This is a genomic window from Diaphorobacter sp. JS3051 (assembly GCF_015832135.1).
GTDB lineage: Bacteria > Pseudomonadota > Gammaproteobacteria > Burkholderiales > Burkholderiaceae_C > Diaphorobacter > Diaphorobacter nitroreducens.
The window spans coordinates 4317951-4333260 of the sequence record NZ_CP065406.1 but is presented as its reverse complement, the minus strand read 5'-3'; the positions used below and the strand labels follow the sequence as shown (position 1 = coordinate 4333260).

At 69.3% G+C, this 15310-nt stretch carries 9 protein-coding genes and 6 pseudogenes; 8 read left to right on the top strand and 7 right to left on the bottom strand.

Annotated features, from left to right (window positions below):
* The first annotated feature begins 211 nt into the window (after nt 1–211).
* From I3K84_RS20625 to I3K84_RS20615, 3 genes are read left to right on the top strand one after another with little or no spacing between them, the layout of a single operon-like run.
* The gene (locus I3K84_RS20625; protein ID WP_172207733.1) at nt 212–1468 is read left to right on the top strand and encodes a multidrug effflux MFS transporter; all 1257 of its coding nucleotides are present in this window, start codon (nt 212–214) and stop codon (nt 1466–1468) included.
* Nucleotides 1458–2429 carry a tRNA (adenosine(37)-N6)-dimethylallyltransferase MiaA gene (gene miaA, locus I3K84_RS20620; RefSeq protein ID WP_196995244.1) on the top strand — a complete coding sequence of 324 codons (972 nt, stop codon included), beginning with the start codon at nt 1458–1460 and terminating at the stop codon, nt 2427–2429. Before I3K84_RS20625 ends, miaA begins: the two co-directional genes overlap by 11 nt.
* A complete protein-coding gene (locus I3K84_RS20615) occupies nt 2426–3103 on the top strand; it encodes an ABC transporter ATP-binding protein (protein ID WP_196995243.1) in 678 nt (225 codons plus the stop codon). The genes miaA and I3K84_RS20615 overlap by 4 nt, the downstream gene beginning before the upstream one ends.
* On the opposite strand, the gene I3K84_RS20610 is transcribed toward I3K84_RS20615, so the two are convergent.
* Nucleotides 3100–3528 carry an Hsp20/alpha crystallin family protein gene (locus tag I3K84_RS20610; RefSeq protein ID WP_196995242.1) on the bottom strand — a complete coding sequence of 143 codons (429 nt, stop codon included), beginning with the start codon at nt 3526–3528 and terminating at the stop codon, nt 3100–3102. The genes I3K84_RS20615 and I3K84_RS20610 overlap by 4 nt on opposite strands.
* Before the next feature lie 135 nt (nt 3529–3663).
* Here I3K84_RS20610 and I3K84_RS20605 point away from each other — a divergent pair.
* The 4 genes and pseudogenes from I3K84_RS20605 to I3K84_RS20590 all read left to right on the top strand — a co-directional run bounded on the left by I3K84_RS20605 (nt 3664) and on the right by I3K84_RS20590 (nt 8547).
* Nucleotides 3664–6296 (top strand): annotated as a pseudogene (locus I3K84_RS20605) (FtsX-like permease family protein).
* A gap of 18 nt (nt 6297–6314) precedes the next feature.
* Nucleotides 6315–6695: a hypothetical protein gene (locus tag I3K84_RS20600; RefSeq protein WP_196995265.1), complete on the top strand. Its 381-nt coding sequence runs from the start codon at nt 6315–6317 to the stop codon at nt 6693–6695.
* Nucleotides 6580–7405: pseudogene (locus tag I3K84_RS20595) on the top strand (pyridoxal-phosphate dependent enzyme). The gene I3K84_RS20600 and the pseudogene I3K84_RS20595 overlap by 116 nt, the downstream one beginning before the upstream one ends.
* Entirely contained in the window at nt 7405–8547 is a 1143-nt protein-coding gene (locus tag I3K84_RS20590) for a lipocalin-like domain-containing protein (RefSeq protein ID WP_196995239.1), read from the top strand. Before I3K84_RS20595 ends, I3K84_RS20590 begins: the two are co-directional and overlap by 1 nt.
* Nucleotides 8548–8748: 201 nt before the next feature.
* Here the strand turns inward: I3K84_RS20590 and I3K84_RS20585 are convergent.
* The 6 genes and pseudogenes from I3K84_RS20585 to I3K84_RS20560 form a co-directional block, all read right to left on the bottom strand.
* Nucleotides 8749–9752: pseudogene (locus I3K84_RS20585) on the bottom strand (branched-chain amino acid ABC transporter permease).
* 18 nt (nt 9753–9770) lie between these two features.
* Nucleotides 9771–10658, bottom strand: a pseudogene (locus I3K84_RS20580) (branched-chain amino acid ABC transporter permease).
* 48 nt (nt 10659–10706) lie between these two features.
* Nucleotides 10707–11912 (bottom strand): annotated as a pseudogene (locus tag I3K84_RS20575) (ABC transporter substrate-binding protein).
* A gap of 44 nt (nt 11913–11956) precedes the next feature.
* Nucleotides 11957–12671, bottom strand: a pseudogene (locus tag I3K84_RS20570) (ABC transporter ATP-binding protein).
* Nucleotide 12672: 1 nt separating this feature from the next.
* The gene (locus I3K84_RS20565) at nt 12673–13443 is read right to left on the bottom strand and encodes an ABC transporter ATP-binding protein (RefSeq protein WP_196995234.1); all 771 of its coding nucleotides are present in this window, start codon (nt 13441–13443) and stop codon (nt 12673–12675) included.
* Nucleotides 13444–13615: 172 nt separating this feature from the next.
* Complete coding sequence (locus I3K84_RS20560) at nt 13616–14401, bottom strand: TOBE domain-containing protein (RefSeq protein WP_196995233.1); 786 nt, start codon at nt 14399–14401, stop codon at nt 13616–13618.
* Between the two features lie 133 nt (nt 14402–14534).
* On the opposite strand from I3K84_RS20560, the gene modA reads away from it, so the two are divergent.
* The gene (modA, locus tag I3K84_RS20555; protein WP_196995232.1) at nt 14535–15296 is read left to right on the top strand and encodes a molybdate ABC transporter substrate-binding protein; all 762 of its coding nucleotides are present in this window, start codon (nt 14535–14537) and stop codon (nt 15294–15296) included.
* Nucleotides 15297–15310 lie beyond the last annotated feature (14 nt).

The window sequence follows — 15310 nt, the reverse complement described above, 5'->3', positions numbered from 1 at the left end:
GAATGCGGGTGGTGGAGGTCACGGCGTTGCTCGAAGCTGAATGCGCGCAGTGGACTATGTTTTTCATAGCTGCTCGCGCTTGTCCATAGGGCGGTACAGGCCATTTTCATCCAAATGCGTTGGGCCTGCCCTGCGCACCGATCCAAGCCCCGGCGGGGGTGCGGGGCCTTGGGTCTTTCGCGCCATCGACTCTGCTACCCTCGCGCGCATCATGTCCGTCCCGTCCGCCGCCATCGGCCCGCAGCAGGCGCCTGCGGTACCCGTGCCTGTGCCTCCCGGCCTGGCCATCCTGGTGCTGGCCCTGCTGCTGAGCATCCAGCCCGTCACCACCGATCTGTACCTGCCCGCCCTGCCCGCGCTCACGCGCAGCCTGAACGCACCCGTGGCCGCAGGCCAACTCACGCTGTCCGCGCTGCTGCTGGCCTTTGGCTGCTCGCAACTGGCATGGGGGCCACTGTCCGACCGATTCGGCCGCCGGCCGGTGCTGCTCACCGGGCTGGCGCTGTACACGCTGGCGGCGGTGGGTGCGGCGCTGGCGCCGTCCATGGCGGTGCTCATTGCCTGGCGCACGGCCCAGGGCGTGGCCATGGGTGCCGTGGTGATGTGCGCGCGCGCCATCGTGCGCGACCTGTACACGCCGCTGGCGGGCGCACGCGCCATGTCCAAGGCGCTGACCGGCTTGGGGCTCGTGGCCTGCCTGTGCGCGCCGCTGGGCGGGTTGCTGACCGAATGGTTCAACTGGCGCGCGGCACTGCTGGCGCTCACCGGCTACGCCATGGGCACGTTGGCGCTGGTGGCGCTGCGCATGCCCGAGACGCTGCACCAGCGCAACCCGCACGCCCTGCGCCCCGCCATGCTGGCAGGCACCGCGGCGCAGGTATTGCGCACGCCCGCGTTCTGGGCGTTCTCGCTGCTCACCACGGCCAGCTATGGCGGGCTGTTCACCTTCCTGGCTGCTTCGTCCTTTGTCTATCTCGACGTGCTGGGCATTTCGCGCACGCAGTACGGGCTGGCGCTGCTGTCCACGGCCGTGGCGTACCTGCTGGGCACGCTGCTGTGTCGGCGGCTGCTGGCGCGCCAGGGCCTCAAGCGCACGGTCGCCATCGCCGGCGCGCTGTCGGCCAGCGGCGGCCTGCTGATGTTGCTCGCCGCCGCGCTGGGCTGGCATAGCGTGGCCGCGCTGCTGCCGCCGTTCTACCTCTACATGGTGGGCCACGGCATCCACCAGCCCTGCGGGCAGTCGGGCGCGGTGGGACCGTTCCCGCAGGCGGCGGGCATGGCCTCGGCGCTCAATGGTTTCATGATGATGCTGGCGGGCTTCGCCATCGGCCAGTGGCTGGGCGGGGCGCTGGACGGCAGCGTGTGGCCGCTGGTGCAAGGCGTGGCCCTGTGGTCGCTGCTGCTGGCCGCCATTGCCTGGACGCTGGTGCAGCGCCATGCCCCGCAGGAGGTTGCCCATGCCCGCTGACCACATTCCCGCGCTCGCACTGGCCGGGCCCACAGCCTCGGGCAAAACGGCTGCAGCCTTTGCGATTGCCGACGCACTTGCCCCCCGGCTGCCGGTGGAGATCATCAGCGTGGACTCGGCCCTGGTGTACCGCGGCATGGACATCGGCACCGCCAAGCCCACGCCCGCCGAGCAGGCGCGCGTGCCGCACCACCTGATCGACATCCGCGACCCGCTGCAGGCCTACAGCGCGGCCGAGTTCGTGCAGGACGCCACGCGCCTGATCGGCGAGATCCGCGCGCGCGGCGCGCTACCGCTGCTGGTGGGCGGCACCATGCTGTACTTCAAGGCGCTGTTTGACGGCATCGACGACATGCCGCCCGCCGACGCCGCCGTGCGCGCGCGCCTGGAGGCCCAGGCCGCCGCCATCGGCTGGAGCGGCATGCATGCCGAACTGGCGCGCGTGGACCCGCCAACCGCCGCGCGCCTGGCACCCGGCGACAGCCAGCGCATCCAGCGCGCACTGGAGGTGTGGCATGTCTCGGGCCGGCCGCTGTCGAGCTTTCACACGACCAAAACCGTAGCAGCCAGCGGCCGCCCGATGAGCGCTGCAAGCCTTTTTTCCTTGGAACCACACGACCGCGCTTGGCTGCATGGGCGCATTGCCGAGCGCTTTCACGCCATGCTGGCCGCCGGCTTTCTGGACGAAGTCCTGCGCCTGCGTGCGCGCGGCGACCTGCACGCCGAGCTGCCCAGCATGCGCTGCGTGGGCTACCGCCAGGCCTGGGAATCGCTGGACGGCCTGCATCCCATGGCCAGCCTGCCCGAGCGCGGCATTGCCGCCACGCGCCAGTTGGCCAAGCGCCAGATCACCTGGCTGCGCAGCATGCCCCAGCGCCATTCGATCGCCTGCGACGCGCCCGACGCCACTGCGCAACTGGTGCAGGCCGTGCGCGCGCGCGTGTGGGGTGGCGGCGCATGAGCGCCCAACCCACGTCCCTGCTGCAGGTGCGCGGCCTTGCCAAGCGCTACGGCGGGCAGGCGGTGTTCGAGGGCGTGGATCTGCAGGTGCAGCGCGGAGAGTTCGTCGCCATCGTTGGCGACTCGGGCGTGGGCAAGTCCACGCTGCTCAACTGCCTGGCGGGACTGGACCATTGGGATGCCGGTCAGGTGCTGCACGAGGGCGTAGATCTGGGGCAGTTGGACGACACGCAGCGCGCTCTGTGGCGTCGCGCCCACGTGGGGTTCGTGTTCCAGGCCTTCCATGTGTTGCCGCATCTGGACGTGGCGCAGAACGTGGGCCTGCCGCTGATGTTGCTCAACCGCCCAGATGCGCAGCGCGTGCAGCACATGCTGGCCGCCGTGGGCCTGGAAGGCCTGGGCGAGCGGCTGCCGCAGGAACTCAGCGGGGGACAGCTGCAGCGCGTGGCCATTGCCCGCGCGCTGGTGCACCGCCCCGCTCTGCTGCTGGCCGATGAGCCGACGGGCAACCTGGACCCCACCACGGCGGCGCTGGTCATGGATCTGCTCATCGCCCAGACCCGCGAGCACGGCGCCGCATTGGTGCTGGTGACCCATTCGCAGGCCGCCGCGGCGCGGGCGGACCGGGCGCTGCGCCTCACGGCACAGGGCATCCGCCCGGCAGGAACTGCTTAGTCGATCATCAGGCGCTGCGTCTTGTTGCCCTGCTTCTTGGGCAAGGTGAGCGTGAGCACGCCGTTGTCGTATTTGGCCTTGGCCTGGGTCGCATCCACATCCACAGGCAATTGGAAGCTGCGAGCCACGGCACCAAAGTAGCGCTCGCTGCGCAGCACCTTCTCGCCTTCTTTCTTCTCGTCGTGCTGGCGCACCTCGGCGCGCAGGCTGACCACGTTGCCATCGATGGAGATATGGATGTCCTCCTTGGGCACGCCGGGCACCTCGGCATGCACGGTGTAGGCGGCGTCATCCTCCTTCACATCGATCTTGATCTGCGACGGCGTGGGCAGCCCATCGCCGTGCAACGGGCGGACATAGAAGCCCGGCGCAAAGTCCTTGAAGAAATCGTCAAACAAGCTGCCACGGGTGACCAGTGAATTCATGATGAAACTCCTTCTTTCGAGAACAAGGTGAAGCGGCCCGCACGGGCCATCCGTCCGGCGGGTCGGCCCCGCCGTCTTCAGGCTATATAGGCGCTGTCGCGCCACGGTTCAAGAACCCCCGCACGTTTGAATTTGATGCAGCGCAACTCCACGCGCCGCGGCCCGCACAATCGCGGCATGCTGACCGCCCTGCTGCGCACCTTCTCCTGGCGTGCGCTGCGCCACCACCCCTGGCGCAGCGCAGCCGCCGTGGCCGCCGTCATGCTGGGCGTGGCGCTGGGGTTCGCAGTGCATGTGATCAATGCGTCGGCGCTGGACGAATTCGCCCAGGCCGTGCGCGCGGTGAACGGCCAGCCCGACCTGGAACTGCGCGCCACACGCGGCGCGCTGCCCGAATCGCTCTATGGCGAGGTTGCCCGCCAGCCGCAGGTGCGCCTGGCCAGCCCGTGGCTGGAAGTGCCGGTACGGGCGTCCGCGACCCGCGGCCAGACACCCGTGGCGCTGCGCGTGCTGGGCGCCGATGCGCTGCTGCTGCCCGCCATGGCGCCGGCCCTGGCGCCGCGTGCCTACGACGGCGCCGACCGCCTGGCCATGCTGGCGCCCGCCAGCGTGTTCCTCAACCCGGCGGCGCAACAGGCGCTGGGCCTGGGCGCCATCGACGCGCACACCCCGGCCATCACACTGCAGGCAGGCCTGGCGGCGCACCCCGTGCGCGTGGCGGGCACGGTGGCCGCGGGCGGCGCGCCCCTGGCGGTGATGGACATCGGCGCCGCGCAGGATCTGTTCGGCCGCGCGGGGCAACTCACCCGCATCGACCTGCGACTGCAGCCCGGCAGCACGCCCGCCAGCGTGCAGCAGGCGCTGGCCGCCCTGCCCGGCTGGCCGGCGGGCGTGCAGTTCGCCGCGCCGCAGGACGATGTACAGCGGGTGGACAGCCTCTCGCGCGCGTACCGCGTCAACCTCACGGTGCTGGCGCTGGTGGCGCTGTTCACCGGAGGCTTCCTGGTGTATTCGGTGCTGGCGCTCAGCGTGGCGCAGCGCGCGCCGCAGTTCGCGCTGCTGGCCGTGCTGGGCACCACGCCGCGCGAGCGCCAGGCGCTGGTGCTGCTGGAATCCTGCGCGCTGGGCCTCATCGGCAGCGTGGCCGGCATCGCCCTGGGCACGGCGCTGGCGGCGCTGGCGCTCACCCTGCTGGGTGGCGACCTGGGCGGCGGCTACTTCACCGGCGCACAACCTGCGCTGCAGTGGAGTACACCGGCGGCGCTCCTCTACGGCCTGCTGGGCGTAGCGGCCGCGCTGATCGGCGGCTGGTGGCCCGCGCGCCATGCACAGCACCTGCCGCCGGCGCAGACCCTCAAGGGCCTGGGTGCGCAGGCCGGGCGCGGCGCGCGCGCCTGGATCGGTCTTGTTTTGATAGCTGCTAGCGCTTTACTGGCAAAGCTTCCGCCAATTCTTGGCATACCGCTGGCGGCCTACGTGGCGGTGGGCCTGCTGCTGATCGGCGGCATTGCCCTGCTGCCCTGGCTGGTGCAGGCGCTGCTGGCGCGGCTGCAGCCGCTGGCGGCGGGCCATGCCCTGGCCCTGCTGGCGCTGGAGCGCGCCCGCCGCATGCGCGCCAGCGCCGCCGTGGCCGTGGGCGGCGTGGTGGCGGCGCTGAGCCTGGCCGTGGCGCTGACGGTGATGGTGGGCAGCTTTCGCGGCTCGGTCAGCCAGTGGCTGGACAGCGTGCTGCCCGCGCCGCTGTACCTGCGCGCGGCCGGCGGCGCCAGCGGCGACGAGGCCGCGGTATTCCCCCCGGATTTCGTCCATGCCGTGGCGCGCCTGCCCGCCGTGGCGCGCGTGCAGGCGCTGCGCACCAGCAGCCTGCAACTGGCACCCGACCGCGCCCCCGTCGCGCTGCTGGCCCGGCCGCTGGAGAGCGACCCGGCCCGCGCTCTGCCACTGGTGGACCCTGCGCGCCCCGTGCCGCCAGGGCGCGTCGGCGTGTATGTGAGCGAGGCGGTGGTGGACCTGTACGGCGCCCGCCCAGGCGCGGACTGGCCGCGGCTTTCAGAGGTTTTCAGGCCTCCAGCGCAGTCTGGAAAAGCGCCGGCAGCTATATTTTTCGTAGCTGGTGTGTGGCGCGACTATGTGCGCCAGCACGGCGCTATCGCGCTGGACCTGCAGGACTTCGCGCGCCTGACGGGTGACGCGCGCGCCAGCGACCTGGCGCTGTGGCCCATGCCGGGCCGCGAGGCCGGCGCGCTGCGCAGCGAGGTGCTGGAGCAGGCCCGCGAGAGTCTGGGCGCCTCGGCGGCGGATGCACTGGAATTCACCTCGGCCGATGCGATCCGCGCACGGTCGCTTGCGATCTTCGACCGCAGCTTCGCCGTCACCTACTGGCTGCAGGCGGTGGCCATCGGCATCGGCTGTTCGGCGTGGCGGGCCAGCTTCAGCGCGCAGGTGCTGGCGCGGCGCAAGGAGTTCGGGCTGCTGGCCCACCTGGGGCTCACGCGGCGGCAGATCCTGGCGGTGGTCGCCGGCGAGGGCGCGGCCTGACGGCCGTGGGCGCGGTGGCCGGCACGCTGCTGGCCTGGCCGTGGCGACGGTGCTGGTACATGTGGTGAACCCGCAGAGCTTTCACTGGACCATGGACCTGGCCGTTCCCTGGCCGCGCCTGGGCGCGTTGGCCCTGGCCGTGGTGGGCGGTAGGCTCGCTGACCGCCTGGCTGGCAGGCCGCCTGGCCGCGGGGCGCGACGCGGTGATGGCGGTCAAGGAAGACTGGTAGTCGCCGACAATGCGGGCCATGTTGTCCCCCTCCTCTCTTTCCGCCCCGGCGGCCGGCAGCGGCTGGCTGCACGAGGCCATCGCCCGCATCGAGGCCGACTACCAGCGCAGCGCCGACACCCACCTGATCCCGCTGCCGCTGCCCGCGTTCGCCAGCGCCGGCATCGACCTGTATTTGAAGGACGAATCCACCCATCCCACGGGCAGCCTCAAGCACCGGTTGGCGCGCTCGCTGTTCCTGTATGCGCTATGCAATGGCTGGGTGCGCGAGGGGTTCCACCATCGTGGAGGCATCGAGCGGCTCCACCGCCGTGAGCGAGGCCTATTTCGCGCGCCTGCTGGGCCTGCCCTTCGTGGCGGTGATGCCAGCGCAGCACATCGGCCGAGAAGATCGCGCTGATCGAGTTCTACGGCGGGCGCTGCCACTTCGTGGAGCGTGCGGGCGACGTGTACGACGCTGCGCGCGCCATCGCCGCCGACACGGGCGGCCACTACATGGACCAGTTCACCTACGCCGAGCGCGCCACCGACTGGCGCGGCAACAACAACATCGCCGAGAGCATGTTCACCCAGATGCAGCGCGAGCGCCACCGGTGCCGCGCTGGATCGTGGTGGGTGCAGGTACGGGCGGCACCAGCGGCAACCATCGGCCGCTACCTGCGCTACCAGCCGCCACGCCACGCAGGCTATGCGTGGCCGACCCGGCGGGCTCGGTGTTCGGCGCCTACCACCGCACGGGCGACGCCACGCTCACCGCGCCGGGCTCGCGCATCGAAGGCATTGGCCGCCCCACGCGTAGAGCCGAGCTTCATCCGCACGCTGGTGGACCGCATGGAGGAAGTGGCCGACGACGACTCCGTCGCCGCCATGCGCGCGCTGTCCGCCCTGCTGGGGCGGCGCGTCGGCCCGTCCACGGGCACCAACTTCGTCGCCATGCTGCGGCTGGCGCAGGAGATGGCGCACGCAGGGGCAGCGGGGGTCGATCCTCTCGCTGCTGTTGCGACGCGGGCGAGCGCTACCTGCCCACCTACCACGGACGACGCCTGGGTGCAGCGCTGCCTGGGCGACTGCGCGGCCTCGCACGGGCGGCTGCAGGCGCTGCTGGCCTGATGATCGGGCGCCGCGCGCTGCTGGCATTCGCGGCCCAGGGCGCGCTGGGCAGTGCTGCCTGCGGCTGGGCTGCTCCCGCCTGGGCCCTGGCGCCGCGCACGCTGGCCTTCCCGCGCGACCACGGCAGCCACCCCGATCTGCGCACCGAGTGGTGGTACATCACCGGCCATGCGCAGGCCGACGAGCGGCTGTGGGGCTTTCAGATCACCTTTTTTCGCACGCGCGTGGAGGCCACGCAGGGCATGCAGTCGGCCTTCGCCGCGCGCCAGCTCGTGTTTGCGCACGCGGCGCTGACCGACGTGCAAGGCCGTCGCCAATTGCACGACCAGCGCATAGCCCGCGCGGGCTTCGGCATTGCCCAGGCGCTGGAGGGCGACACGCAGGTGCGCCTGCGCGACTGGTCGCTCACGCGCCATGCCAGCAGCGCGCCGGGCGGCAGCCGCTACGAGGTGCGCGCGCAGGCAGAAGGGTTTGCGCTGGAGCTGGACTGCGCCAGCACCCAGCCCGTGCTGCTGCAGGGCCAGGCCGGCCTGTCGCGCAAGGGGCCCGACGCGGCGCAGGCCAGCTACTACTACAGCCAGCCCCAGTTGGCCGTGACGGGCGCCATCACCCTCGCGGGCCGGCGCATGCCGGTGCAACCACTGGCCGCGCCCGCCAACCGCGCCTGGATGGACCATGAGTGGAGCGAGGCGCTGATGCACCCCGAGGCCGTGGGCTGGGACTGGATCGGCATGAACCTGCACGACGGCGCCGCACTCACCGCGTTCCGCCTGCGGCGCGCCGACGGCAGCACGCTCTGGACCGGGGGTTCCTGGCGGCCCGCAGGAGCGGACGCCGCGCAGGTGTTCGCATCCGAGGCCGTGGTGTTCTCCCCGCTGCGCCACTGGCACAGCCCGGCCAGCGGCGCGCGCTACCCGGTGCAGTGGCGCGTGGACACGCCCGCGGGCGGCTTCATCGTGCGTGCGCTGCTGGACGCGCAGGAGCTGGACAGCCGCGGCTCCACCGGCGCGATCTACTGGGAAGGGCTGAGCACGCTGCATGCAGCGCGGGCGCGGGGCGATGCGGGCGAACCGGCCGGCCCCGAGGTGGGGCGCGGCTATCTGGAGATGACGGGCTACGCGCAGCGCCTGCGGCTGGGCTGACGGCGCGGCCCGTCGCTATGCATGTGATAGCTGCCAGCGCTTTGCTTTTGGGCATTTCCACCCGGTTTGTATCTAAAACCTAGACACAACAAGCGCCGCCAGCTATCAAAAACAAAGCGGCCATGCAGGGCGGTTGCCGCGCATGGCCGAGGGTGCCGCCGGCCTGGGGCTTGGCCCAGCCGGCATGCGGTGACGAGGGCGTCAGTGGCTGCCGCTGCCCCCCGTGCGGCGGCGCTCCAGCCAGGCGATGATCTCGCCCATGATGCCGCGGCGGAAGGCCAGCACGCAGACCACGAAGATCAGGCCCGTGACGATGGTCACCGACTCGCCCAGGGTGTTGAACCAGTCGATGGTCGTGAGTTGCGCGAGCAGCGTGCCCAGCTCGCCGATCTTGTTCTCCAGCAGCACCACCACGGCCGAGCCCACCAGCGGGCCGCTCAGCGTGCCCAGGCCCCCCACCAGCGTCATCAGCACGACGTGGCCGGAGGCGCTCCAGTGCACGTCGGTCAGCGTGGCGAAGCCCAGCACCAGGGTCTTGAGCGCGCCGGCCAGGCCCGCAATGGGCGGCCGAGATCACGAAGGCCAGCAGCTTGAAGCGGTTGGTGTCGTAGCCCAGCGAGATGGCGCGCGGCTCGTTTTCCTTGATGCCCTTGAGCACCTGCCCGAACGGCGGAGTGGATGGTGCGCACGATCAGCAGGAAGGCCACCACCACCACGATCAGGCACACGTAGTACATGGTCAGGTCGCTCGACAGGTCGAGCACGCCGAACAGCTTGCCGCGCGGCACGCCCTGCAGGCCGTCCTCGCCGCCCGTGAAGGGCGCCTGCAGCGCCGCGAAGAACAGCATCTGCGCCAGCGCCAGCGTGATCATGGTGGCGTAGATGCCCTGGCGGCGAATGGCGAAGAAGCCCATCACCAGCCCCAGCAGCGCGCCGGCCAGCAGGCCGGCCAGCAGGCCGAGCTCGGGCGTGGCGCCCCACACCTTCACGGCATGGCCCGTCACGTAGGCCGCGCCGCCCAGGAACGCGGCATGGCCGAGGGACAGCAGGCCCGTGTAGCCCAGCAGCAGGTTGAAGGCCGAGGCGAACAGCGCGAAGCACAGCAGCTTCATCACGAACACCGGGTAGGCGCCAAGGAAGGGCGCGACGATCAGGCCGAGCAGCAGCAGGCCGTAGCCAATGGGAGCGAATTTATTGACGTTCATGTGGTTCACCCCGTTGGCTTACTTCTCTTTGCCGAACAAGGCCGGCGGGGCGGATGAGCAGGACGATGGCCATGATGACGAACACGACGGTGGACGAGGCTTCGGGGTAGAACACCTTGGTGAAGCCCTCGATCACGCCCAGGCCCAGGCCGGTGAGGATGGAGCCCATGATCGAGCCCATGCCGCCAATCACCACCACCGCAAACACGACGATGATGAGGTTCTGGCCCATCAGCGGCGTGACCTGGTACACGGGCGCCGCCAGCACGCCGGCAAAGGCCGCGAGCGCTGCGCCGAAGGCGTAGGTCAGCGTCACCATGACGGGGCACATTGACGCCGAAGGCTTCCACCAGGCGGGGGTTTCTCGGTACCGGCGCGCAGGTAGGCGCCCAGCTTGGTCTTCTCGATCACGTACCACGTGGCAATGCACACCGTGACGGAGGCCACGACCACCCAGGCACGGTAGTTGGGCATGACCATGAAGCCCAGGTTGGTGGCGCCTTCGAGCAACTCGGGCGTGTCGTAGCCCAGGCCGGAGACGCCGTAGATCGAGCGGAACACGCCCTCGATCATCAGCGTGAGGCCCAGCGTGAGCAGCATGCCGTACAGGTGGTCGAGCTTGTAGATCCAGCGCAGCAGGAGCCGCTCGATCACCACGCCGATCACCCCTACGATCAGCGGAGCACAGATCAGCATCACCCAGTAGTTGACGCCGAAATAGTTCATGGCCATCCAGGTGATCAGCGCCCCCAGCATGAACAGCGCACCGTGCGCGAAGTTGATCACGTTGAGCAGGCCGAAGATGACGGCCAGCCCCAAACTGAGGATCGCGTAGAACGAGCCATTGACCAGCCCCAGGAGGAGCTGACTCAGCATGGCCGACATTGATACACCAAAGATTTCCATTTGAACTAGACGCTACGGGTGATGTGGGAGGGTTCGGTCAGCGCAGCGTTACTTCCACAGCGCGCACTTGCTCTCGGCCTTGGTGGTCCAGACCTGGTCGGCAGGCAGCTTGGCCACGACCTTGTAGTAGTCCCAGGGTTCCTTGGACTCTGCGGGCGACTTCACCTGCATCAGGTACATGTCGTTGCGCAAAGCGGCCGTCAGGACGGATCACGCCCTTGGCGTAGAAGTCGGTCGATCGGCGTGGACTTGAGCTTTTCCATGACCTTGTCGGCGTCGGTGGTGCCCGCGGCCTGCACGGCCTTTCAGGTAGTTCATCGTGGCCGAGTAGTCGGCGGCGTGGATGTCCGTGGGCATGCGCTTGGTCTTGGCGAAGAACTTCTTGCCGAAGGCGCGCGTCTGGTCGTTCAGGTTCCAGTCCCAGCTGGTGGTCAGCAGCAGGCCCTCGGTGTTGCGCAGGCCCAGGCTGTGGATGTCGGTCAGGAACACGAGCAGACCGGCCAGCTTCATGGTCTTGGTGATGCCGAATTCCTTGGCGGCCTTGATGGAATTGATGGTGTCGCCGCCCGCGTTGGCCAGGCCCAGGATCTGCGCCTTGGAGCTTTGCGCCTGCAGCAGGAACGAAGAGAAGTCGGATGCGTTCAGCGGGTGCCTGACGCTGCCCAGCACGCGGCCGCCGTTGTCCTTCACGACCGCGGCCGTGTCGTTCTCCAGCGCCTGGCCGAAGGCGTAGTCGGCCGTCAGGAAGAACCAGTCCTTGCCGCCTTGCTTGACCACGGCGCCGCCGGTGCCCTTGGCCAGTGCCACGGTGTCGTAGGCGTAGTGCACGGTGTAGGGGCTGCACTGGGCGTTGGTCAGCGCCGAGGAGCCCGCGCCGTTGTTGAAATAGACGCGCTTCTTATCCTTCGCCACCTCGGCCATGGCCAGCGCGGTGCCGGAGTTGGTGCCGCCAAACAGCATGGTCAGGTTCTGCGTGTCGATCCATTCGCGCGCCTTGCTGGCGGCGATGTCGGCCTTGTTCTGGTGGTCGGCGGACAGCAGCTCGATCGGCTTGCCCAGCACCTTGCCGCCAAAGTCGTCGATGGCCATCTGGATCGCTACCACGCCGTTCTTGCCTTCCAGGTCGGCGTAAAGGCTGGACATGTCGGTGATGAAACCGATCTTGACCTTGTCCTGTGCATGGGCCTGCATGGCGGATACCGCCAGGCCGGCGGCCCCCATCACTGCGACCAGTGTCTTGAGTGTCTTTTGCATTGTTGTCTCCTTGGTGGGTGCGAAACGAATGGGAAAGGGGTCGGTCAGACGCCCAGCAACTGGTTGAGCACGGGCATCTTGGCCTCCAGCTCGTCGGCGCCGAACTGCAGGGCGATCTGGCCGTGCTCCATGACGTAGAAGCGGTCGGCCAGCGGCGCGGCGAAGCGGAAGTTTCTGCTCCACCATCACCACCGTGTAGCCCTTCTCGCGCAGCATGGTGATCATGCGGGCCAGCGCCTGCACGATCACGGGCGCCAGGCCCTCGGAGATTTCGTCGAGCAGCAGCAGCTTGGCGCCGGTGCGCAGGATGCGGGCCACGGCCAGCATCTGCTGCTCGCCGCCCGACAGGCGCGTGCCCTGGCTGTTCCTGCGCTCGGCCAGGTTGGGGAACATGGCATAGATCTCGTCGACCGGCATGCCTTGCGTGCCGGTCTTGAGCACGGGAGGCAGCAGCAGGTTCTCCTCGCACGACAGGCTGGAGAAGATGCCGCGCTCCTCGGGGCAGTAGCCCACGCCCAGGTGCGCGATGCGGTGCGTGGGCATGTTGATGGTTTCCACGCCGTTGATCTTGACCGAGCCCTTGCGTGCGCCGGTCAGGCCCATGATGGCGCGCAGCGTGGACGTGCGCCCCGCGCCGTTACGCCCGAGCAGGGTGACCACCTCGCCGGGCTGCACGACCATGTCCACGCCGTGCAGCACGTGCGACTCGCCGTACCAGGCTTCGAGGTTCTTGATTTCCAGTGCGGGGGTGCCGGCCATGTCAGTGCGCCCCCTGCAGTTGGCCGTCGGTCGTGCCCATGTACGCTTCCATGACTTGTGGATTCTTCGAGACTTCTTCGTAGGGCCCTTCGGCCAGGACGGCGCCGCGCTGCAGCACCGTGATGCGGTCGGCGATGGTCGCGATGACCTTCATGTTGTGCTCCACCATGAGGATGGTGCGGCCGGCCGACACCTTTTTGATGAGCTGCGTGACGCGGTCCACGTCCTCGTGGCCCATGCCCTGCGTGGGCTCGTCGAGCAGCATGAGCTCGGGCTCCATGGCCAGCGTGGTGGCGATCTCCAGCGCACGCTTGCGGCCATAGGGCAGGTTCACCGTGACCTCGTCGGCCAGCTCCTGCAGGCCGACCTCGGTCAGCAGTTGCACCGCACGGTCGTTGAGCTGGCTGAGGCTGCGCTCGCTGCGCCAGAAGTGATAGCTCGTGCCCAGCTTGCGCTGCAGGCCCAGGCGCACGTTCTCCATCAGCGTGAGGTGAGGGAACACCGCCGAGATCTGGAACGAGCGAATCACGCCGCGCCGCGCGATCTGCGCCGGCTGCTCACGCGTGATGTCGTGGCCGTTGAAATGGATGGTGCCCGATGTGGGCTCCAGGAACTTGGTCAGCAGGTTGAAGCAGGTGGTCTTGCCTGCGCCGTTGGGGCCGATCAATGCGTGGATGGACCCGCGGCGCACGCTCAGATTCACATCGCTGACCGCGGTGAAGCCCTTGAATTCCTTGGTGAGGCGGGATGTTTGCAGTATGACGTCGCTCATTGTCATCAGGCACGCGCCGCGCGGGGTGCGCGACACAGACCGTCTCCATGTTTATGTTGCACCGCATCCTAAAGTGCCACCCCGTGCGCCATAACTGGGAGAAATGCCTATGTATAAACGCCTACGTAGGAACGCTTCATGCCCCCGGCCAACACGGGGCCTTGCGGGTCATTCATGCGCTCTCGGCGGCGATCACGATGGCCGACTCCTCGGCCACCATGACGACACGCGAGCGCACGCGCAGCCCCGATCCCGCGGCAGCGAATCCCACCATCTGCATGCCCGCTTCCAACTGCGCCGCGACCTCGTCTCCCAACTCGCCGCGCGACACGCGCGCGGCCCGCGCGGCCCAGTGATTGGCGGCACCCAGCGCAGGCGCACGTGCCGCAGCCAGCACACGCACGGCCGTGGCCTTGCACAGCGCCTGCACGGGCACGCCCGGGCGCAGGCCCAGCAGCTCGGCGCTCTCGCGCGTGATGCGCGAAAACACCTGCAGCTGCGCCGCGTCGCCCGCCCCACGCAGATGCACGCGCACGATCTGCCCACACGACTGCATGCCTTGCACGATGCAGGGCCATTGGTTGCGCATGCTGGTGCGCACCGCCAGCCGCGCGGCGACCGCCTGTGCGCCGCCGCCCTCGCCCACCCCAGCCAGCACCGTGGCACGCACCTGCCGCATCGCATCGGCCGCCTCCAGCAACTGCCGCCCCGCGGGCGTGATGCGCGCGCCGCCGCCGCCCACGCCGCCCACCACGCGCTCCACCAACGGTGCGCCGGCCAGGTTGGTCAGCGTATCCAGCGCCTGCCACGCGGCCTTGTAGCTGACGCCCACGGCACGCGCCGCCTGGGAGATGGAGCCGCCCTGCCCGATCTGGCGCAGGATGTCGATGCGCTTGTCGGCCATGCCATGGCCGAGGGCGTCGAGGAACGATAGGGAATGCTGCATGGGCGCGATCATGCCGCCTTGCGCGCACGGGCGCCAAGGCGCTTGGGGCGCACGCGGCATGCTGCAAACGGCAAACGGCAAACGGCATGCACGGGTGGGTAGCTATACTTCTCGCTATTCACAAATGGAATAACGAGGTCCTCTCATGTCCGGTTTCCCTGTCCGCTCCATCCTGTGGTCCGCTCTGGCTGCCGCTGCCCTGCTGCCGACAGCGCAGGCGGGTGAGGTGTCGGTGGCCGTGGCCGCCAACTTCACCGCGCCCATGCAACGGATCGCCGCGCAGTTCGAGCAGGACACGGGCCACAAGGCCGTGCTGTCTTTTGGCGCCACGGGCAAGTTCTACGCGCAGATCGCCAACGGCGCGCCGTTCGGGGTGCTGCTGGCGGCCGACGACGCCACGCCGCGGAAGATCGCCCGCGAGGGCCTGGGTAACGGCGCCACGCGCTTCACCTACGCCATCGGCCGGCTGGTGCTGTGGAGCAAGCAGCCCGGCTATGTGGATGCCGAAGGCCAGGTGCTGCGCACCGGCGACTGGAAGCACATCGCCATCGCCAACCCCAAGCTGGCGCCCTACGGCCTGGCCGCGATGCAGACGCTGGACAAGCTGGGCCTTGCGGCGCAGGTGCAGCCACGCGTGGTCACGGGCGAGAACATCGGCCAGACCTACCAGTTCGCCGCATCGGGCAACGCGCCACTGGGCTTCGTGGCGCTCTCGCAGGTGATGGAGAACGGCCAGTTGCGCGAAGGCTCGGCCTGGGTCGTGCCCGCCACCATGCACGCACCGATCCGCCAGGACGCCATCGTGCTCCAGCGGGGCGAGGGCAACCCCGCGGCCGACGCGCTCATGCAGTACCTGCGCGGCGAGAAAGCGCGCGCCGTCATCCGTGCCTACGGCTATGATTTTTGAAGCGCCTTGCGCAT

Excerpts from the sequence above, each read along its gene's own strand:
- I3K84_RS20600 (WP_196995265.1), top strand. The coding sequence starts at position 6,315 with ATGTTGTCCCCCTCCTCTCTTTCCGCCCCGGCGGCCGGCAGCGGCTGG.
- I3K84_RS20610 (WP_196995242.1), bottom strand. The coding sequence starts at position 3,528 with ATGAATTCACTGGTCACCCGTGGCAGCTTGTTTGACGATTTCTTCAAG.
- I3K84_RS20615 (WP_196995243.1), top strand. The coding sequence starts at position 2,426 with ATGAGCGCCCAACCCACGTCCCTGCTGCAGGTGCGCGGCCTTGCCAAG.
- I3K84_RS20560 (WP_196995233.1), bottom strand. The coding sequence starts at position 14,401 with ATGATCGCGCCCATGCAGCATTCCCTATCGTTCCTCGACGCCCTCGGC.
- I3K84_RS20565 (WP_196995234.1), bottom strand. The coding sequence starts at position 13,443 with ATGAGCGACGTCATACTGCAAACATCCCGCCTCACCAAGGAATTCAAG.
- modA (WP_196995232.1), top strand. The coding sequence starts at position 14,535 with ATGTCCGGTTTCCCTGTCCGCTCCATCCTGTGGTCCGCTCTGGCTGCC.
- I3K84_RS20625 (WP_172207733.1), top strand. The coding sequence starts at position 212 with ATGTCCGTCCCGTCCGCCGCCATCGGCCCGCAGCAGGCGCCTGCGGTA.
- miaA (WP_196995244.1), top strand. The coding sequence starts at position 1,458 with ATGCCCGCTGACCACATTCCCGCGCTCGCACTGGCCGGGCCCACAGCC.
- I3K84_RS20590 (WP_196995239.1), top strand. The coding sequence starts at position 7,405 with ATGATCGGGCGCCGCGCGCTGCTGGCATTCGCGGCCCAGGGCGCGCTG.